Raw genomic sequence first — 19,345 nt, forward strand, 5'->3', positions numbered from 1 at the left:
GTCAGGGGCGTCCTAGCCCTCGGAAGGTCCAACCGGCTGCCCGCCACTTCTCGGCATCCAGAACGTTGCGTCCGTCGAGGATTCGGAGCGATGAAACCCGCCCGCCTAATTCATAAGGGTCGAGACTCCGATATTCTTCCCACTCCGTAAGGAGAAGCAGCGCATCAGCGTTGTCGACAGATCTGTTCGTCTCGGCCTCGTACTGGAGTTCTGGGAACCTCTTGGAGGCGTTACCAAGCGCTTTGGGGTCTGTCACGGTTACTACGGCGCCCTGCAATTGGAGCTGCGCCGCGATACTGAGGGCCGGGGAGTCCCGAACATCGTCACTTTCAGGCTTGAAAGCTGCCCCTAGGACGGTAATTCGTTTGCCTAGCAGCGTGCCGCCGCATAGTTCCCGCGTCAGCTCGACCACCCGTGTGCGCCGTCGCATGTTGATTGCGTCAACTTCCCTAAGGAAGGTCAGTGCTTGGTCAGCACCGAGTTCGCCTGCTCGAGCCATGAAGGCTCGGATGTCCTTCGGTAAGCAGCCTCCGCCGAATCCGATTCCTGCATTTAGAAACTTCCGCCCGATGCGGTCGTCCATGCCAATCGCGTCAGCCAGCCGGGTAACGTCGGCGCCTGCAGCCTCGCACAGCTCTGCCATCGCGTTAATGAAAGAGATTTTCGTGGCAAGAAACGAATTGGCTGCGGTCTTGACTAGTTCTGCGGTGGGGTGGTCGGTGACCAAACGTGGTGTTCCAGTCGACAAAGGGACTGAATAGACCTCGTCCAGGACAGCCACTGCGCGGTGATCTTCCGAGCCATCCGCAACTCCGTACACAAAACGATCGGGGCTGAGCGTATCCGAGACGGCGTGGCCCTCTCTAAGGAACTCCGGGTTCCACACTAGATGCGCTGATGGCTCTTGCTTCTGAACGAGGTCTGACAACCGAGAGGCGGTACCGACTGGCACTGTTGATTTGCCGACAACTAGATCTCCGGGGGAAAGATGTTCAAGAAGAGCGGTGGCAGCGGCGTCAACGTAGGTCATATCGGCGCCGTTCTCACCCTTCTTCTGCGGCGTCCCTACGCATATGAAGTGCACGGTACTGCCCGCCGCCGCGGACATGTCAGTAGTGAATGAAAGCCGTCCAGTTGCTTGTACCTCCTCGAGGAGGGCTTCGAGGCCGGGCTCGTAGAAGGGGGCTTTCGCCACTGAGAGGGCGTCTATCTTTCTCTGGTCCACATCGATTCCGACGACGTCGTGGCCGAGTTGCGCCATGCACGCAGCATGGACTGCTCCGAGGTAGCCGCAACCAATAACAGAAATGCGCATTGTGATATGTCCTTCCCCAAGAGGGCAGTCGTTAAGACTCTAGAGAGCAATTAATATGCGCCGGTGCTGTGAAACACGGCGCGTACAGTTCGGAGGATAATTACCAAGTCGCCCGCCAACGACCAATTTTCCACGTAGTACAGATCGAGACGAACAGAGTCCTGCCATGAAAGGTTCGAACGTCCGCTAACTTGCCAAAGCCCGGTCAGGCCAGGCTTGACCAACAAGCGCCTCCGTACGTCATGTTCGTATGCCTCAACCTCGCGAGGGAGCGGAGGGCGGGGTCCGACCAGGCTCATGGAGCCGGCAAAGATGTTGAACAGCTGGGGCAGCTCGTCGAGACTATATCTGCGCAGGACTCCGCCCACGCGGGTAACTCGCGGATCATTCTTGATTTTGAACAGTACGCCGTTGCCCTCGTTGCGATCAGCTAATTCGGCGAGACGCTGCTCTGCATCCACAACCATTGAACGGAACTTGAGCATGCCAAAAGGTGCTCCTTCGATACCTACCCGTTCTTGCTTGAAAAGGATTGGTCCGCGGCTATCGAGTTTGACCATGAGGGCAAGTAGGGCCATCAGGGGTGCGGCAAGAATAATTAGGAATCCAGACACAACGACGTCAAAAAGCCTCTTAGCGACGCGTTGGCCACCCTCCAAGGTAGGGGTCGTGACGTGAATCAGCGGAAGACCAGCAACCTGTTGGGTGTGAATTCGTGGGCCTGCAATATCAGTAAGCGCGGGAGCCATGATGAGGCCAACATTCCGTGCAGCCAGTTCCCAACCCAGATGCCTGAGTGTCTGAGGATGCAACTGAACGCCAGCGGAAACAGCAACGGCATCTGCATTGCTGCGATCGATAGCAGCAAGAATTTCGTTCACCCCTGGGTCATGGCCAAGAACAGGAAGCCCAGAAACACACTCCGTGCCCGCTACTCCAGGCGTGTACACGGCAATTGGCAGATAGCCTGCGTATTTGGCTCCGGTGAGAGTTTTCGCCAAGTGTGCAACGGCGCCGGGTCCTCCGAGCAGTAGGAGTCGGGACATACTTTCCCCAACTTGCCGATCGACACTCAGGTGCTGTCTGAGTAGCCAGCGTGCCAGAATCAGTCCGAACAAACCGGCTGGGAGGGCGATGCCTACATAGCCTCGGGCGGTGTCAATTCGCAAAACATAAGAAACGATTGCGACGAGCCCAAAGAGCCAGAGTGACGCAGCGGCGACTCTCTTGTATTCATCGGCGCCAGATCCTAGAATCCGGCTCTGCCGTGTATTCCATGCACCCAACATGAGCCACCAGGCAACAACCAACGCTGCAGAAAGCCACACATAAGTGACCTCCTGCCCGTCTACGACAAAGTTCGGTTCCAAACCGAACCTGACGACATAAGCGCCGGCAATAGCCCAAATAATGACGAACGCGTCAACAACACGTAGTCTCCGGGACGTCCGTACCCGCCAGTCCGCCACTATCCCCACGAAGCATCCCCGAAATGTAGTCGTTCGTATAATTTCTCGGGTGAACCCCGACGACAGGATACAGCCGGCAACGACTGTATCAATAATGCGTCTAGAGCACCCACAAAGAAACGCGCTTGTTCGGGTGGGCTAGCCCCGATCTGGGAGGCCCTTTAGCCTGAGCGGCGATGCAGTTGCAGAGCGAAACCACGGTCAATCGCACGACCCCAGGCGAGTGAAGAGAAGTCCACGCACGGCCCATTGGCGTGCCCTAGGTCACATATTGGAGTTGCCGGACATGTCACGATGCCGGACGGACCCGAAAGGTCGGTTAACCTAAGCTGGTATCCATAGCGGTGAGCTCTACCGTCGAGCTCAAATCTCAACCGGGGGACGTTGGAAATGAAATGTGTTGACGGTCCCTCAGTACTCTTATGCGTTGGCGACGCCCATGCGGACATTCATGGGACGCGGCGAAGCCAATGTTTGCGACTAATACCGACATGTGACCCGGAACAGTATGAGTGATAGGCGCTTTGGGGCGGGGTCAGCAGCTAGAGGTGCCAAGGCGACTCTTCTAGGCCAGTGGTTGAAATTTGCCGTTCAGTTGACTGCAACGGTCATTCTCGCGAGGCTTCTTGCGCCAAGCGAATTTGGACTGTTTTCAATGATTATTGCGTTCGCTGGGCTGGCAACACTGCTCGGTGACTTTGGACTTTCATCGGCCGCGATGCAGGCGAAATCGTTGTCCGATCAGCAGCGAAGCAACCTCTTCTGGATGAACACCGGAATCGGGGTTCTGTGCACTGTTCTAGCGTTTCTCTGCGCGCCCCTAATCGCAGGTTTCTACGGTCAACCGCGGTTGACCGCGGCCGTTCAGACACTTGCCCCCACGTTTGTACTTCAGGCAGCGATCTCTCAGCTAACGGCCAATGCTGCACGATCCCTCCGGTTCAAGTTGCTCGCACAAGTTGACGTGACCGCACAACTTGTCGGGTTCAGCACCGCTTTAGTGTTAGCAACGGCAGGGGCCGGGGTCACGGCGTTAGTCGCCCAACAACTGGCCATAGCACTATGGACTCTTTTGATTTTGTCAGTCGCAGGGCGGTGGGTTCCAAAGCTTCCCAGGCGGGCCGAGATGAAGTCACTTGTCGGCTTTGGGGTTAACTCTTTTCTCGTTCAACTGCTTACCTACGTCAGTTCCAACGTAGATTCGGTTCTCCTTGGACGCTTCTGGGGCCCAGTGCCATTGGGGCTCTACGACAGGGCGTACCAGCTTTACCGAATGCCCATCCAGCAGATTGCGACGCCCCTAACGCGAGTTGTTTTGCCGATGCTCTCTCGAAGGCAGGACGAGCGCGCGTGGGTCTCTGAGAAACTCGTTCAAATTCAACGGATTGTGGCCTATGTTGTAGGCGGAGTTTTTGTCGTCCTCGGCAGCATGGCGTGGTCTGTGGTTGGCGTCCTCTTAGGCGCAAATTGGCTGGAGTCCGCTCCCGTTCTGGCCATTCTGGCCCTCGGTGGCGTATTCCAATCGATTGGATATGTGTACTACTGGGCGTTTCTTATTACAAATCAGACAGGGGTGCAGCTCCGAGCGTCGATTATAACCCGTTCTCTCATGGTGATCTTCATCGCTGGCGGTGTTGTATTCGGCCCCATCGGTGTTGCGGTCGGTGTCACAGCCGGTCTGATCTCGAATTGGCTCATTTTGTCTCGCTGGCCCATGAGGACCACAGGGCTGAATGTCCGGCACCTGGTCATGGCCGTAATACGCCCCATTACAATTCACCTTCTAGTGAATCTTCCGGTGGCATTAGTTGGAGCTATTTATGTCGACCAGCTTCCCTCGCTTTCATTGCTTGGCCTTCAAGTCGGGATAGTGATCGTCCTATATGGCGTCGTCTTTTTCTCCTACAAAAGTTTCCGGGAAGACTTAATAGCAATAAGGATAATCCTCAGAAAGGCTCTTTAGTGCGCATCCAAAATATTGAAGTCGTACATTGGAATCCGCGAAAATATCGTATTCCAAGAACTCAAATAGTGTTCGGTGGCCGGAAGAATAACTTTGGTGATCTTCTTGGTCCGCGCGTGGCGAACGAAATCCTAAAAAGCTGCGACAACGAGACGGCGTCGAAACGTGATCAAAAGTTGCCTCGCGGCGCTGTTTCGGACACAAACAACAGACTTCTAGCCGTTGGTTCGATCATGCATATGGCCAAAGACGGAGACGTCGTTTGGGGGACCGGCGTTAATGGCAAGGTCGCTGCAAGTGAACACGGCTATGGCAACCTGGACGTGCGCGCCGTCAGAGGACCTCTCACAGCCGAGTGGTTGGAAAAAAACAAAAAAATAGATGTCCCAGAAATTTTTGGGGATCCAGGATTGCTCGTGGGACACTTCTGGCCGGAGCTTAGGAGGGTCCCAAAGACCCGAAAGCTAACGCTCATTCCGAATCTCAACGAGGTCCACCAATATCGTAACCACCCTTGTTTTTGTAGCCCGGTTGCTCCTCTGGAACAAGTTTTACGCAGGATTGCCGAGAGTGAGTACGTCGTCGGTTCATCGCTGCACGCGATTGTAATCGCCGACAGCCTTGGCGTGCCTTCCGCGTTGTTGGAGTCCGGGGCCGAGCCGGCCTTCAAATATGAGGATTATTTCAGAGGAACTGGGCGTGAAAGTTACACTGCCTTTTCGGACCTCTCCAAAGCTATAGCCCGTGCCAGTTCGTTCAGCACTGAATCGTATTATGATCCGCTACAACATTGGAACCAGCGTGCACTGGTAGATGCCTTCCCCACCGATATGTGGAGTCCCAGTGGTGTTCGATGATCCAAGTCATGTACTCCGGCTTGAAGTGGCTCATCGCATTTGAGCCTGTTAACGCCACCCGAAAATAGGGCCAGGAACGCCAACTGAAAATAGGGCCACCGACCATTATGGAAGGTGATCAATTTGGATGATTGGGCGGAGATACGCCACCTGTTTTCGACGGGCAAGCACTCGAAGCGGGAGATCGGTAGCCGCGTCTAAGCCGTTCGATGGCTTTTGGACATAGCGAAGGCCCAGCAATCGCCTGAATTAGCCTGGGCCATGTCGACGTCAACACGATTGCATCTCCACGAGAGCCCAGTACGGGGTGGGCTGGAACTGGCTCGCTCGTCATCAGCAGGCAGGCTAGGGGCGCGAGCGAAGGGGAGGAGTGGTGGGTACGCCGACGGGTGCAACCTCTTTGGCCGGGAGGTAGTACCGAACCTGACTACCAGGGCTGGTTGAGACTGTTGCGTTCCGAACTTTAGGAAGCAGAAGCGCCGCAAAAACCCACGGAAACATGAACCAAGTTGGGTTTGTACTCGTGCTAATTATCACGAAGGCAATGAAGAACCAGTTCGATCCGATCTTGGCATTTGCCCAGATCAACAAGAACGCACAGGTGAAGAGGCCAAAAGCGAGCAGGCCCCCGTCATAGACAAGGGCAAGCCACAACAAACTGAGGTAGAGAGTTCCATCGGAAGTGTCGAGGGCGTCATGGGACTGCGAGAACGAGTTGTAGCCATGGCCGTGGAACCACCCGTCCATGTGTATCTCTTGCCACGCTATTTCCCAAGTTCTAAAACGGTATGCCCCGGTTCCAGAATCAAAATCAAACAGAGAGTCAAACCTCCGCAGAATGGTGTCGGTGATTGACCCTGCGGACATACTCATGTCGCTTATCAATAACCCGATCACGACTACTGCGGTGCCCAGTCCAAGGATGACGAGGAGCCGGTGGCGGATTCCGGCGGTCCAAATTGCGTGTGCCAAAACGACGAAAAGGACGATCCAGGCTGCTCTTGTGTAGGTAATGAATATTCCGAATGCAAGAACACACGCCCCGATCCAAAAAATGCGGGGACCAATTGCCTCTCTATAGGCAAATGCGACACATAGGAGGAGAAGCGCCAGACCTGCCAGCAGGTTTGGTTCCAGCATAAGACCCTTCAACCGAAAGGTCTTACTTGCGTAATCCGCCTCTACAAATACATTGGTTAGGCCAGTGACGTTCGCGACAAGCCATCCGCAAACATATATTCCGAACACGCAGACACTAGTTACAAGGGCGTCCGATACCATCCGAACTGAATCCCTCAGCATGCCTCTCACAATGAAAAGCGCGATTAGGTTCAGGCAGAGCCACGCCAACAACCGAAGGCTGCTATTCGGGGACGGCGAGTTGAATGTACTGAAAATGAGGGTGACCAAAAGCCAAGTAACGATCAGCACAACACCCAGAACTAGACTGGGACGGTACTTCTCCTTGCCTAGGATCAGAGTGCTTCTAACGGTGGTCACCGGCTGCTTCCTAAGAGCATGGGTTAGAAGCAGCGCAAGAAAGACGTGCTCTGGTAGAACGTTTTGCCCCATTAGTCCGATGCTGAGTCCAGACATAGTCAAAGACGCAACGAAAGCGGCCCAGGCAAAACGGGACGAGCGCAATGCACCTAGTAATGCCAGTCCCGTCGTAACCATGAGGACAGCAGTTCCCCAGCCAATACCGGACAATCCAAGAGCCAGAATCAACACCGCAGCCACTGGCGCTGCTGCCCAGAACAGTTTCAAAATCATCCTTACGCCAGAAGTACTATCGTATGAGTTTCAGACGCTAGAACGCCCTTGTTGAGCAGAAGTTCACTCCTAGCGGCGTCCTGGTGATGCTAATACTTGGACCTTCTGAAAATACTTCTCGGCCAAGACCCCTGGGGAGTAGTTGTGCCTTATGGCCTGAACTTGATCGTTTGTCAACTTCAGATCAGCTCCGGCGGCGGCGGATCGGCTTAGTTCAGCCATACGGGCTCGCAAGTCCTCCCACGAGTGGACGACTATCCCGGCCCCCATGTCATTAACAATTTCTTCTGGCCCGCCGCCGCTGAAAACAAGTGGCACTGTACCAACGCAAGCTGCTTCAACAACTGTTCGTCCAAATGCTTCATGACGAGACATGTTGAGCACGACGTCGCAACGGGACATCAGTGCGGACACGTCAGTCGACCTAGGAAGAGCAGTCCATCCATGTCCTACCGCTTCAATGTTCGCCAGTACGGTGCGTTCGTAATCGGTTCTGAAGGCCGTCGGCCGGACCCCCACGATGAGCAACTCAACTTCACCTGCCAACGGACTCAGGGTTTCGATAACCTCGAGAATGCCCTTTCGGTCGTCTACCTGGCCGAACATTCCCACCCGAAGCCTTCTGGCTTGGGGTGATATTTGCGTGTTTTCGCGCACAGCAGGAGTGGTAACCGGCCGTGGAACGACGACTTGACGGCAGGAAAGGGAATGGCTATCAATCCCAGCTTGAGTGTAAGTTGCCTTCGCTGGCGCAATGACGCCGGTGACGAGGCGCATGATCTGCTTCAAAGCTAACTGCCCGGTTCGACCCGAGAATGTCACGTGGAAATCAAAAATCACTGGCGTCCTACTCAGACGGCCGGCTAGGGCGATTTCGGGCGTTTCCCATAGCCCGAACGTAAGAACGGCATCGAATTGCTTCACCCGACGACGCGCCTTTAGACCACCCATGAAAATCTGGAATAAATCAAGTACGACGGACAGAGGGGAAGCGTTTTTCAGCCCACCATCTGCAATTGAGCGATGCGAGACGAAGTTGAATGCCGTCCACTTGATTCCTAGACGATCAAGTTCCTCACACAACGGTGACTTTGGACTGACGAAAATCTCTATCAGATGGTCTTTTGCCGGTCCCGATGCCAAAAGAGTCAGGAGACTGCGTTCCGCCCCCCACACTTCTGGAGCTTTTAGGAAGACAGCAAGTTTCATTTTGTAAGTACTCCGCACATCAAGGTATACCAAAGTCAGACATCGGAGCCGTGGTCCAGCTGTGACGTTAGATTCTCTCGTAGTCGGATGATCTTCGCCGGTACGCCACCCACGACGCTGTATGGTTCGAATGACTTTGTAACAACGGCGCCCGCCGCGATGATTGAGCCATGTCCAATAGTTACTCCGGCCAAGATCTTAGCCCCGGCGCCAACCCAACAATCATCCCCGATGCGGACTGCATTTCGGATATTCCCTTGGGACTTGATCGGAACGGTAGTGTTACTGAATTCGTGATTTTCGCTGAGGACAGTTACGTTCGGTCCCAGCAAACAGTTGGCTCCAATTACCACTCCGCCTTGTCCCCAAATAACGTTGGAACGCCCAACGGACGTCCCTGGACCTATCGATATACCGACGCCCGGTTCGCGGATAACTGCCGTAGCCAGGAGATCAGACCCCGATCCAACTGTAACGGACGATCCGAGATGTATGCCTTCACTGCCAAACGCGTTTATAGATACGTTTTCTCCGAAGACTACCCCGCTGCCTACGCGTAAGTACCGGGGATTGCTGACAGACGTCCTCCTCCCGCGGAAATGCAACCCCGACGAATTGCCATAAAGGGCCTGATGGATGGTTCCTCGAGCCAAGTCACCGAGCTTCTTGGACGAAAAATCAATCATCACAGACGTGGGGAGGCTGCTGTCCTCTAGACTATGTCCGCGGACTTTCTCATAAAGACTAGCAAAAACTCGTTTCATTACTTCGAAGTCCAACTCTCCAGAATTTGTTTACGCATTGCACTGACTACGCCTTCCCAGGAAGGCGTTGCTTTCAATTTCCGATCGGAGGATCTTCTGCCACTTTCTAGAACTTCATCTAGCTTCGCAGCTATATCGTGAGGACTTAATGGCGCTGCAAATGTCGCAAACTCCGAATATAGCTCCCGAAAAACAGGAATGTCGCTGAGTACAACAGGACAACCAAAATGTTGGGCTTCTAGGGGTGGAAGCCCATATCCTTCATCCAAGGAGGCGAAAATCATCGCTGCGGCATGTTCGTAAAGCCAGCGCAATTGCGAGTTCGGAACACCGCCGAGGAAGCGAATGTGGCCCTTTGCAACTAAACGCCGGACGTCTTCCGACAGATCCTTCATCTTGCCATCACGTTCGCCGACAACCACGAGCGGAAAGCGCGTCGAAAAGCGAGTTGAGCAGTTGACGGCATCGAAGACCGTCGCCAGGTTCTTCCTGATATTCAGTCGACCGACTGCCAGCACAAAACCATCGAGATCGGCGACGGAGCCTGGCCGGACCGATTCGGCGCCCAGGAGTTCATTTCCGACCGCCAGACCGACCGCACGTACATCCTTCAGTTTAGCGTTATGACGAAGAATTCTTGCCGCTTCATTCTGTGAACTAGTGAAGACTGTGGTTGCCTGGGGCAGGGACGCCGTAATTAGCCGAAAATAAGCGCGTTCGGAAGGCGTAAAAAACTCTGGGTTTGATTGAAAAATTGCGTCATGCATGAAGACGCATGAATTCCTTCCCTTAACCGCGAAGTTTTGAGTGATGACGGCGTCCGCGCCAGTTCGCGTGGCAAGGCGGCGCAGGGTCGAAACCGCAAGAGCATGCGGGCGGAGGCGTGTTTTCACGACAGCAACATTGGCGGGCAGTTGTGACGAATTCGAGGTGTCTCTCACCAAAGCAAGCAACTGGTCTTGTGGAAATTGTTTTTCCCACTCTCGAATTGTCTCCGTAACGACCATACGCCCGGACGGTGGACCATCGGTGGACCAGTAGGCGTCGAATAGTATTTTCATGATGAGACGGTCTCGGCGGTCTTATGAGTTCGGCTTGTGATGGAAAGCAGAGCCCTCTCGTAATTCGCGCAAACTTCAAGCCAGGAGTAGTGCTGCCGTGCGCGATCCACGCCTTCTTGTGGGTCGAACCTGCCAGAAAGTGAGTTATCCATCGTTGCGCGCAATGCCTCAGTAATGGAGTCTGGCGACGGATCCGTAAAGCTAGCAGCTGAGCCTAGAACTTCGCGGTTGTAGACGGTGTCGCGAGCAACGACGGGAGCGCCACAAGCCATAGCTTGGACCAAGGCCGGATTCGTTCCCCCAACACTGTGACCATGGAAGTAGGCGCCGGAGTGCTGCCAGAGGGATAGGAGTCGGCGGTCGTCACTGACGTGTCCAAGCCAACTGACATTGCCGTGTGTTTTGGATAGTTCTTCGGCCCGTGCGTCCAACTCACCACCGTAGCCTGCCGACCCAACGATGACGACCGGGAAGTCTTTTGCGAGCGACTCCACGGCGTCAAAGAATTCAGGAACTGTGTTTTCCGGAACAAACCGGGCAACCATAAGAATGTAACCCCGTGAAGACTGCCCAGGTTCCACCGGCAACGTTTCGGGAATGTCACCACCGTAGGGAATGAAGACCGAACTGCGTTTAAACTCGGAGGACCACCTGCGTTGTATCTCGAGTGAATCCGTAATTAGGGTGACACCGAACCTTGCCGTGAACTTTGCGGAGAGCTTGAAGATGAATTTTGCTAGGCTACCCCATTTCTCCCTCTCCCACTCAATACCGTCAACGTTGACAACGGTATTTATTCCCCGCAACTTCAAGAGCGGCAGCCAGAAACCGTTAGCCACGTTCATCACGAGTGCAACATCCGGCTTTGTTCGCACAGCGTCGAGGACTGACGTGAGCCCGTAGGTGAGGGTACTTAAGGACTTTGTCTCGAGTCCACGCGTCGTTTTTGTCCGTACGCGGTTGTCTCGGTCTGGGTCAGTATCCTTCGTTGCGCCGGGGCGGCCGTAAACGGTGACGTCCCAGCCCTTTTCGGCCAAGAACGGTGCGAGTTTACGAACGGCTGTCTCAAAGCCACCGTAGTAGCTGGGATATCCACGCGTTCCAATGATTGCAACGCTCTGTTTCGGTTTCATTCGGTGCCCCCGGGGTTCGACAAGTTTTCTATTCTAAAATCTGCATGGGCTTGGTAGCCCAGTCCAGACTGAGGTGCCTAAGTTCGGTCGCTTGATAAGGCTTCTCACCCGCGGCACTGCCGCGGGTTTAGCCGGCGCCCTATGATCGTTCGAAGCGATTGCCCGACAAGTGTGACGGCGCGTGGACGTTGGATTCGAATGTTTCGTCGTCGAAATTTCCTGAGTCCACCTGGGGCTGGCCCGACAGGACGCGCTTCGGCAACCTCTTTGCAGTCCGTGCGGGGACAGGCGTCGGTTTTTCGTCGTGGGTGTAGTAACTATAGGAATATGCGTCCGGTCCCTTGGTGGGCAGCCTGTTGAGTACGATGCCCAACAGATTTGAACCGACCATCCTGAGGGCATTGAGGGATTTTTCAAGGTCATGCTGGCGCAATTTCTGTGATCCAACCACTAGGACCACCCCACCGACGTGCTGCGATAGAACCGCAGCATCCGTGACGGGCAAGAGGGGCGGTGCGTCCACGATCACCGCATCGAATGCTTGTTCCAGCCTAACGATCAGGTTCTTCATTTCCTCAGATCCGAGCAATTCACTTGGGTTTGGCGGAATTACGCCGGATGTAAGGACAAACAAATTCTCCTCACCCCACGGCTGGATCAGATCATTGACATCGGCGGAGCGGAGGAGGGCAGTCGTGAGTCCTGCGTTTCGATCAAGCCCCAAATACTCATTTACCATCGGCCGCCTGAGGTCGGCATCAATGAGGCAGACCGTCTGTCCTGCCTGCGCCAAGGCAATGGCGAGATTTGTTGCAGTGGTGCTTTTCCCTTCACCTGGCAAAGACGAGGTGATTAGCACAGTCTTTGCTCGTCCGGAGATATTCGCGAATTGCAGATTAGTCCTGAGTTGCCGGAACGACTCTGCTCGAGGACTTTGAGGTGCAGTCTGCGTCAGGAGAGGTCTGGCCGAAGCGTCTTGGTCAAATGAGATACCGCCGAGCAATGGTGCATCGCTTACCCGCCTGAGGTCTTCTTCTCCGCGAATTCTGCTGTCGAGGCTCGTGCGTAGAACTGCAGAGCCGACACCGATTGCAAGTCCGACGAGTAATCCAAGGATGAGGTTGAGTCGTGTGTTCGGTGAGGAAGGTGACTGTGGCGCCTTGGCGGGTTTGATTACGGAGAGGCTTACTGGGGAGGAGCCTCCAGTTTTTGGGCTTTCAAACCTCTCAATAGCCTTTATCAGACTATTTGCGACCGCTTCGGCTATAGCAGCGGCTTGAACAGGCGACTGATCCTCAACGGAGATGGAGATGAGGACAGTGTTCAAGTCCGAAGTTGCTTTGATCCGACCTGCCATGGCTTCGGCTGTTGTGTCGAGTCCAAGCACGTCGATTGCCGGTTGGAGAACGGCTGGCGCGGCCACTAGTTTTACATACGACTGAACCCGCGCTTGGCTAAAAGTGTTGCCCTGCTGCAGTTCCTGAACAGACCCGGAATTTTGAATCGCGACGAAAAGCTGGGTGTCGGACGTGTAAACCGGTTTGGCAAGCACTGAAGCTGCTCCGCCCACTAAGAGGCCGGCGAGGGTAGTTGCGACGATCAGAATCCAGTTTCGGCGTAGGATGCGCAAGTATTCGCGTAGGTCCAAACTTGGGTCCCCCTGGGTCGGTTGCAGGAAGCCGCCATTCGGCACGCCCCCAGAACGGCAATATTCGTGCGGTCTCGCCAATTGTACCCGCCGTGCAACGGCCGCAGAGTCGTTCGACGCCGGTTCTCGAAACGACTACGGCCTATGCTTGAGCTGGCCGCCTGCACCATTTGCGCGGACTGATAGTAGGCGAGACCCAAGTTCCACAGCGGGAATGGCCTTGGTACGCTGGAGGTGTTTCGTTGGTGAACTGCACACACGTGTGCTGGCGTCTCTAGTGGCTGGCATTGTTCTAGGTGCCGCGTCGTCGCGGCACCGGTCTGACTTCGAATGGACGACTCTCCGATTGATGAAGTGAAACTGGCGTCCGGTAGCATCCTGAGCATGGGTGAAATCGGAGTAGAACCAATGACCAAAGAGCAGCCGTTGAGGGTGTTGTTCTCCTTTGGACCGTCAGCCCAGGACGCTAATCCGTACGTGGATCTCTTGGTCAGGTCGGTGTCCGGGCATGCGAAGGTAAAGTACTTCAGCTGGAAATTTGCACTTTTGGGCTCCTATGACGTTTTTCATTTGCACTGGCCTGAAGCCCTCATAAGGCGACGCTCGCTCTTGCGACGATTTATAAATCAGGCTCTTGCGCTGCTTTTGATCCTAAGACTTGCTCTCTTTCGCATCCCGATTGTGCGAACCGAACACAACGTGCGACCCCATGAGAAAGGCGATTGCGCGGAAAATGCCGTCTTAGACCTTTTGGATCGAAGGACTGCCGCTTGGATCGTCATGAATGAGGTGCCAACCGGTCATCCGCAACACAAGGTCACGTTGATCGTTCACGGACATTACCGGGATTGCTATCGCTTGCCGGCAAGTGTGAGCAAGAAGCCTGGAAAGGTTCTGAACTTTGGACTGATTCGACCTTACAAGGGAGTTGAAGATCTGGTTGCAGCGTTCAAGGCGCTACCGGAGAGTACTGGACTCACACTCAGTATTATGGGTAAGCCAGTCTCAGCCGGTATTGCCGACTCGCTGCTTGAGGAGATTGGCAGTTCAATGAAAGTAGCGGCGGATCTCCGCCATATCCCTGACGACGAACTGGCGCTGAGCGTAGCCGAATCCGAGCTTGTCGTATTGCCGTATCAGTCTATGCACAATTCAGGTGTCCTATTGCTCGCCCTTTCTTTGGGGACGCCTGTTCTTGTTCCGAAAAACGAAATTACCGATGCCCTTGCTCGGGAAGTTGGGGAACGGTGGGTTCAGCGATTCGAGGGCAGAGTTACGCCTGATGCAATTCTTGCTGGCTCTGAGGCTGTGCGGGGCTTGGTCGGAAGCCCAGATCTTGCGGCACGGAATTGGACGACAATAGGTGGCAAGCACTTCGAGGTTTACCTTGGAGTGACATCGAGGGCGAGGACAGGTCTGCTCCCTAAAAGCTGAGGCTTGGTCTTGTGGGTTTGCCAGTGCTCAGCGAGCTGGGTTGGCGTCCCTGCTCGACCAGGTTCCGGTCGAGCAGCGGGGCGAGACGCCTCCTATGTGCTGGTCACCGCGTATCCACATCCTCAAACACCAGAAACGTCTGCGTATCCAACACCCCTGGCATGGACTGCAACTGATCGAAGATCACCCGCCGCAGGTCCACGTTGTCCACCGCGCGCACGAGAAGGATGACGTCAAAGTCGCCGCCCACCAGGGCAATGTGGTGTACCTCCGGAATAGCCCGAAGGAGCTCGCGCAGTTCGCGCCAAGAATGCTGCCTGACTTTGAGGGTCACGTAGGCGGAGGATTTGAGCCCCGCCTTTATAGGGTCAACAAGGGCCGTGAACTTGGTCAGCACCCCCTCGCCCGTCAGCCTGGCGATCCGCGTATAGGCGTGCGCTCGTGAGATGTGCACGTTTTCCGCCACTTGGGTGACGGACATCCGCCCGTCCCGGGTCAGCTCCGCGATGATGTTCCGGTCCACGTCATCCAGCGGCACCGCCACCTGGTCCCCGTCGGTCCCTGCCATTTGTCCACAACTCCCGCCGGTAACGCAGCTCACACTTACGATTCGTCTTTCAGACTAGGCCAGAATTCCTTACTTCTCCACGATTTCCCGCGGGACTGGATACGAAAGTTCCTTCAGGACGATACTGGAAGCGAATAGTGGCTACAGAAGGACGGACCAATGACGATCTCCGCGGACCACACTGCCCTCGGGCAGCACTCGCCGGAACAGCCGGCCGGGAACCACGTGACTGAAGGCGCCGTAGCCGAGGCGGTGCGCAAGTTCGGCATCACGGTGGAGGACTACATGCTGCCGGCCCGCCATCAGATCCAGATGGTGGATCAGGACGGCACGCTGAACGCCCACACCGAGCAGGGTGCCCAGCCCGGCCACGAATACGCGCTGCCCGGTGACGCCGAACTGCTGGCGGCCTATGAGCAGCTCGTCGTCGGCCGCCGCGTCAATGACCAGAACTCCGCCCTGGTCCGCCAAGGCCGCATGGCGGTCTACCCGTCCAGCCACGGCCAGGAGGCGTGCCAGGTTGCGGCCGCCCTGTGCCTTGCTGACGGCGACTGGATCTTCCCCACCTACCGCGACTCCGTTGCCGTGATGGCCCGCGGTGTGGACCCCGTGCAGACCATGACGCTCTTCCGGGGTGACTGGCACAGCGGCTACGACCCCGCCAAGCACAAGGTGGGCATCCAGTGCACGCCGCTGACCACCCAGCTGCTCCACGCCGTCGGCGTCGCCCACGCGGCAAAACTCCGCGGTGAGGACACCGTGGTCCTGGCCATGTGCGGCGACGGCGCCACCAGTGAAGGTGATTTCCACGAGGCTCTGAACTTCGCGGCAGTCTTCCACCTTCCCGTCGTCTTCTTCGTCCAGAATAACCAGTACGCCATCTCGGTGCCGCTGGCCCATCAGTCCGTGGCGCCGTCGCTCGCGCACAAAGCCGTGGGCTACGGAATGGCCGGCGAACGGGTGGACGGCAACGACATCGTCGCCCTCCTCGCCGTGCTGGGCCGCGCGGTCAAGCTCGCCCGGGAAGGCTCCGGCCCGCTTCTGGTGGAGGCCCACACCTACCGCATGCAGGCGCACACGAACGCTGATGACGCCACCCGTTACCGCCAGGACAGCGAAGTGGCACAGTGGGTGGCCAGGGATCCGCTGAAGCGGATGCAGACCTACCTGACGGACCGCGGCCTGCTGGACGACGACGGCGCCGCCCGGATCGCGGAGAAAGCGGAGCAAGTTGCCACGCAGCTTCGCGACGGCCTGGGCGAAGACGTCCCCGTGGACCCGCAGGACCTCTTCCGGTACGTCTTCTCCACCCCCACCCCGCAGCTGAAGGAACAGTCCGCCCTGCTCGCCGACGAACTGGCCCGCGACGCCAGCGCCGGCGCATCATCCGATACGGAGGCCGCAAAATGAGCCCCACTGTCACCACCTCCTCCGAGGTCAACGGCAACGTTAGTGCGGCAACAGCCCGCGCCGCCGCCAAGGCCGCCGCTACCGCCGAATCAACAGGTCCGCAGACCATCACACTCGCCAAGGCACTGAACACCGCCATGGCGGACGCCATGCACGCCGACTCCTCCGTCCTGGTGTTCGGCGAGGACGTCGGAATGCTCGGCGGCGTCTTCCGGATCACGGACGGCCTCACCAAGACCTTCGGCGAGTCCCGCTGCTTCGACACCCCGCTCGCCGAATCCGGCATCGTCGGCATGGCCGTTGGAATGGCCATGAACGGCATGCGCCCGGTGATCGAGATGCAGTTCGATGCCTTCGCCTACCCGGCCTTCGAACAGATCGTCAGCCATGTGGCCAAGATGCACAACCGGACCAAAGGTACGGTCAAGCTGCCCATCGTCATCCGCGTCCCGTACGCCGGCGGGATCGGGGGAGTGGAGCACCACTGCGATTCCTCCGAGTCCTACTACGCCCACACCGCGGGCCTGAAAGTCTTCACCCCCGCCACCGTTGCAGACGGCTACCGCATGCTCCGCGAAGCCATCGACTCCGATGACCCGGTGATGTTCATGGAACCCAAGAAGCTTTACTGGTCCAAGGACCTGGTGGACCTGGAAGGGCTCCGCGCCGAGCACGCCGCGAACGCCGAGCGGGGGACTTCCTCGGAAGGCCGCGCCGCCGTCGCCCGTCCCGGCACTGATGCCACGCTGATCGCCTACGGACCGTCTGTGCCGACCGCGCTGGCCGCCGCTGCAGCGGCGGCAGAGGAGGGCCGCTCGCTGGAAGTCATCGACGTCCGCTCCATCGTGCCGTTCGACGACGAGACTGTCTGCGCGTCGGTCCGCAAGACCGGCCGTGCCGTGGTCATCGCCGAGGCCCACGGTTTCGCCTCCGTGTCCTCAGAGATCGTGGCCCGGGTCCAGGAACGCTGCTTCCACCACCTGGCCGCCCCGATCCGCCGCGTTACCGGCTTTGACGTGCCGTACCCGGCACCGAAGCTTGAGCACTACTATCTGCCCGGCGTGGACCGCATCCTCGACGCCGTTGACGACCTCCAGTGGGAAGACTGATCAGATGAGCGAAACGAAAGTATTCCTGCTGCCGGACCTGGGCGAAGGCCTCACGGAAGCCGAACTCGTGAGCTGGCTCGTGGCCGTTGGCGACGAAATCCGGGTGGACCAGCCCATCGCCGAGGTGGAGACGGCGAAGTCCATGGTGGAAGTCCCGTCCCCGTACGCCGGCACCGTTGCCGTGCTTCACGGTGAACCGGGCCAGACCCTCGATGTGGGCAAACCGCTGATCTCCGTCACACCTGTTGGTTCCCCGGTGGCTGAGTCTGCCTCGGCCACGGCCCCGGCGGCGGAGCCTATCGAAACTGAGCCTGCGGAATCAGCCGCAGCGGAGGCCTACCGGGACGAGGAAAAGGCCGGCTCCGGCAACGTCCTTATCGGATACGGAACACCGGGCGGACACGGCGTCGCCCGTCGCACCCGTACACGCAAGCAGCCGGTCGGCGGTGCCGCCGTGACCGGTGCTGTCGCAACCAAGGTCAGCGACGAGGAGAAGGCAGCTGACGATCTCCTGCTTCTGCGGACCCGTGTGCCAGGCAAGCTCGGTGCGGTGATTTCGCCTCTGGTCCGCAGGATGGCCCGTGATCATGGAGTTGATTTGGGGGAACTCCAAGGGTCGGGCGTAAGCGGGCAGATCATGCGCAAGGATGTCGAGGCGGCGATCGCTCCCGCTCCGGCGGTAGAGCCGCGCCGGTTGGATGAGCCCTACCCGGTGGTTGAGCCCGTGGAAACCCGTCGTCCGAGGATTGAACCGCGTTTCGTGGCTGACCCTGCCGAAATTGGCGCCGAGACCGACTCCCGCACGGGTCTCGGCGTCACCGCCCGGACGCCACTACGGGGCGTTCGCAAGGCTGTGGCCGCGAACATGACCCGCAGCCGCTCGGAGATTCCGGAAGCGACGGTATGGGTCGACGTGGATGCCACAGCGCTCATGGAGATGCGGGCCGCCTTGAAGAAGGCGGACCCGCACAACACCCCCGGGTTGCTGGCATTCATCGCGCGGTTTGTGACCGCCGGATTGAAGAAGTACCCGGAACTGAACACCCGGATCGTCACCAGCGAGGACGCCGCGGGCGGGGAGACCCAGGAGATCGTCGCGTTCGACGGCGTCAACCTGGGCTTCGCGGCCCAGACGGACCGCGGCCTGATGGTGCCCTCAGTGCGCAACGCGGACAAGATGAGCGCCCGTGAGCTTGATGCCGAAATTCGCCGGCTCACCGCAGTTGTGCGCGAAGGCAAGGCAACGCCGTCGGAGCTGGGCAGTGGCACCTTCACGCTGAACAACTATGGGGTCTTCGGAGTGGACGGCTCTGCCGCGATCATCAATCACCCCGAGGTGGGGATCCTGGGCGTGGGGCGCATTATTGACAAGCCGTGGGTCGTCAATGGCGAGCTTGCTGTCCGCAAAGTCACCGAGCTGACCCTCACCTTCGACCACCGCGTGTGCGACGGGGGAACGGCTGGCGGGTTCCTCCGGTACGTGGGTGACGCGATCGAAAATCCGAGCGGAGTGCTGGCTGACGTCTAGTATCTGATGGCATGCACGATGTGGAAGTGACGAGTTCAGACTATCCATGTCTTGTCTGTGCCCGGCGCCCGTTATATCGAGCTTGTGGTCATCGTCCATTGACG

The 19,345-nt window shown here is 57.3% G+C and carries 15 protein-coding genes; 6 read left to right on the forward strand and 9 right to left on the reverse strand.

Features of this window, described 5'->3' with window-relative positions; genetic code table 11:
* Position 1: 1 nt before the first annotated feature.
* Together J7I79_RS19375 and J7I79_RS19380 are read right to left on the reverse strand one after the other, a co-directional pair.
* Complete coding sequence (locus tag J7I79_RS19375) at positions 2 to 1,315, reverse strand: UDP-glucose/GDP-mannose dehydrogenase family protein (RefSeq protein ID WP_214956014.1); 1,314 nt, start codon at positions 1,313 to 1,315, stop codon at positions 2 to 4.
* A gap of 50 nt (positions 1,316 to 1,365) precedes the next feature.
* Positions 1,366 to 2,724, reverse strand: a complete 1,359-nt coding sequence (locus J7I79_RS19380; RefSeq protein ID WP_396020217.1) for a sugar transferase — start codon at positions 2,722 to 2,724, stop codon at positions 1,366 to 1,368.
* Positions 2,725 to 3,292: 568 nt separating this feature from the next.
* Between J7I79_RS19380 and J7I79_RS19385 the strand changes: the two genes are divergently transcribed.
* Positions 3,293 to 4,747 carry a lipopolysaccharide biosynthesis protein gene (locus tag J7I79_RS19385; RefSeq protein ID WP_214956015.1) on the forward strand — a complete coding sequence of 485 codons (1,455 nt, stop codon included), beginning with the start codon at positions 3,293 to 3,295 and terminating at the stop codon, positions 4,745 to 4,747.
* A complete protein-coding gene (locus J7I79_RS19390; protein WP_214956017.1) occupies positions 4,747 to 5,604 on the forward strand; it encodes a polysaccharide pyruvyl transferase family protein in 858 nt (285 codons plus the stop codon). The genes J7I79_RS19385 and J7I79_RS19390 overlap by 1 nt, the downstream gene beginning before the upstream one ends.
* A 345-nt stretch (positions 5,605 to 5,949) precedes the next feature.
* Here J7I79_RS19390 and J7I79_RS19395 read toward each other — a convergent pair whose 3' ends face one another.
* From J7I79_RS19395 to J7I79_RS19420, 6 genes are all read right to left on the reverse strand, one after another.
* Positions 5,950 to 7,371 (reverse strand): O-antigen ligase, encoded by a 1,422-nt coding sequence (locus tag J7I79_RS19395; protein WP_214956019.1) that lies wholly within the window; start codon positions 7,369 to 7,371, stop codon positions 5,950 to 5,952.
* A gap of 75 nt (positions 7,372 to 7,446) precedes the next feature.
* Positions 7,447 to 8,586, reverse strand: a complete 1,140-nt coding sequence (locus J7I79_RS19400) for a glycosyltransferase family 4 protein (protein ID WP_214956021.1) — start codon at positions 8,584 to 8,586, stop codon at positions 7,447 to 7,449.
* A 35-nt stretch (positions 8,587 to 8,621) separates the two neighbouring features.
* Positions 8,622 to 9,350: an acyltransferase gene (locus tag J7I79_RS24990; RefSeq protein WP_396020218.1), complete on the reverse strand. Its 729-nt coding sequence runs from the start codon at positions 9,348 to 9,350 to the stop codon at positions 8,622 to 8,624.
* Entirely contained in the window at positions 9,350 to 10,411 is a 1,062-nt protein-coding gene (locus tag J7I79_RS19410) for a glycosyltransferase family 1 protein (RefSeq protein WP_214956025.1), read from the reverse strand. The genes J7I79_RS24990 and J7I79_RS19410 overlap by 1 nt, the downstream gene beginning before the upstream one ends.
* Entirely contained in the window at positions 10,408 to 11,544 is a 1,137-nt protein-coding gene (locus tag J7I79_RS19415) for a glycosyltransferase (protein ID WP_214956027.1), read from the reverse strand. The genes J7I79_RS19410 and J7I79_RS19415 overlap by 4 nt, the downstream gene beginning before the upstream one ends.
* A 139-nt stretch (positions 11,545 to 11,683) precedes the next feature.
* Complete coding sequence (locus J7I79_RS19420) at positions 11,684 to 13,192, reverse strand: polysaccharide biosynthesis tyrosine autokinase (protein ID WP_214956029.1); 1,509 nt, start codon at positions 13,190 to 13,192, stop codon at positions 11,684 to 11,686.
* A gap of 384 nt (positions 13,193 to 13,576) precedes the next feature.
* On the opposite strand from J7I79_RS19420, the gene J7I79_RS19425 reads away from it, so the two are divergent.
* Complete coding sequence (locus tag J7I79_RS19425) at positions 13,577 to 14,626, forward strand: glycosyl transferase (RefSeq protein ID WP_214956031.1); 1,050 nt, start codon at positions 13,577 to 13,579, stop codon at positions 14,624 to 14,626.
* Positions 14,627 to 14,729: 103 nt separating this feature from the next.
* Here the strand turns inward: J7I79_RS19425 and J7I79_RS19430 are convergent, their stop codons facing one another.
* Positions 14,730 to 15,194, reverse strand: coding sequence for an Lrp/AsnC family transcriptional regulator (locus tag J7I79_RS19430; protein WP_214956033.1), 465 nt, complete (start codon positions 15,192 to 15,194; stop codon positions 14,730 to 14,732).
* 159 nt (positions 15,195 to 15,353) lie between these two features.
* On the opposite strand from J7I79_RS19430, the gene pdhA reads away from it, so the two are divergent.
* From pdhA to J7I79_RS19445, 3 genes are read left to right on the forward strand one after another with little or no spacing between them, the layout of a single operon-like run.
* On the forward strand, positions 15,354 to 16,604 hold the full coding sequence (gene pdhA / locus J7I79_RS19435) for a pyruvate dehydrogenase (acetyl-transferring) E1 component subunit alpha (RefSeq protein WP_214956035.1): 1,251 nt from the start codon (positions 15,354 to 15,356) through the stop codon (positions 16,602 to 16,604).
* A complete protein-coding gene (locus J7I79_RS19440; protein WP_214956037.1) occupies positions 16,601 to 17,713 on the forward strand; it encodes an alpha-ketoacid dehydrogenase subunit beta in 1,113 nt (370 codons plus the stop codon). Before pdhA ends, J7I79_RS19440 begins: the two co-directional genes overlap by 4 nt.
* Before the next feature lie 4 nt (positions 17,714 to 17,717).
* On the forward strand, positions 17,718 to 19,241 hold the full coding sequence (locus tag J7I79_RS19445; RefSeq protein WP_214956039.1) for a dihydrolipoamide acetyltransferase family protein: 1,524 nt from the start codon (positions 17,718 to 17,720) through the stop codon (positions 19,239 to 19,241).
* Positions 19,242 to 19,345 lie beyond the last annotated feature (104 nt).

It is taken from the genome of Arthrobacter sp. ISL-69 (assembly GCF_018613775.1).
Taxonomy (GTDB): domain Bacteria; phylum Actinomycetota; class Actinomycetes; order Actinomycetales; family Micrococcaceae; genus Arthrobacter.

Excerpts from the sequence above, each read along its gene's own strand:
- J7I79_RS19375 (WP_214956014.1), bottom strand. The coding sequence starts at position 1,315 with ATGCGCATTTCTGTTATTGGTTGCGGCTACCTCGGAGCAGTCCATGCT.
- J7I79_RS19410 (WP_214956025.1), bottom strand. The coding sequence starts at position 10,411 with ATGAAAATACTATTCGACGCCTACTGGTCCACCGATGGTCCACCGTCC.
- J7I79_RS19415 (WP_214956027.1), bottom strand. The coding sequence starts at position 11,544 with ATGAAACCGAAACAGAGCGTTGCAATCATTGGAACGCGTGGATATCCC.
- J7I79_RS24990 (WP_396020218.1), bottom strand. The coding sequence starts at position 9,350 with ATGAAACGAGTTTTTGCTAGTCTTTATGAGAAAGTCCGCGGACATAGT.
- J7I79_RS19425 (WP_214956031.1), top strand. The coding sequence starts at position 13,577 with ATGGGTGAAATCGGAGTAGAACCAATGACCAAAGAGCAGCCGTTGAGG.
- pdhA (WP_214956035.1), top strand. The coding sequence starts at position 15,354 with ATGACGATCTCCGCGGACCACACTGCCCTCGGGCAGCACTCGCCGGAA.
- J7I79_RS19440 (WP_214956037.1), top strand. The coding sequence starts at position 16,601 with ATGAGCCCCACTGTCACCACCTCCTCCGAGGTCAACGGCAACGTTAGT.
- J7I79_RS19385 (WP_214956015.1), top strand. The coding sequence starts at position 3,293 with ATGAGTGATAGGCGCTTTGGGGCGGGGTCAGCAGCTAGAGGTGCCAAG.
- J7I79_RS19430 (WP_214956033.1), bottom strand. The coding sequence starts at position 15,194 with ATGGCAGGGACCGACGGGGACCAGGTGGCGGTGCCGCTGGATGACGTG.
- J7I79_RS19445 (WP_214956039.1), top strand. The coding sequence starts at position 17,718 with ATGAGCGAAACGAAAGTATTCCTGCTGCCGGACCTGGGCGAAGGCCTC.
- J7I79_RS19400 (WP_214956021.1), bottom strand. The coding sequence starts at position 8,586 with ATGAAACTTGCTGTCTTCCTAAAAGCTCCAGAAGTGTGGGGGGCGGAA.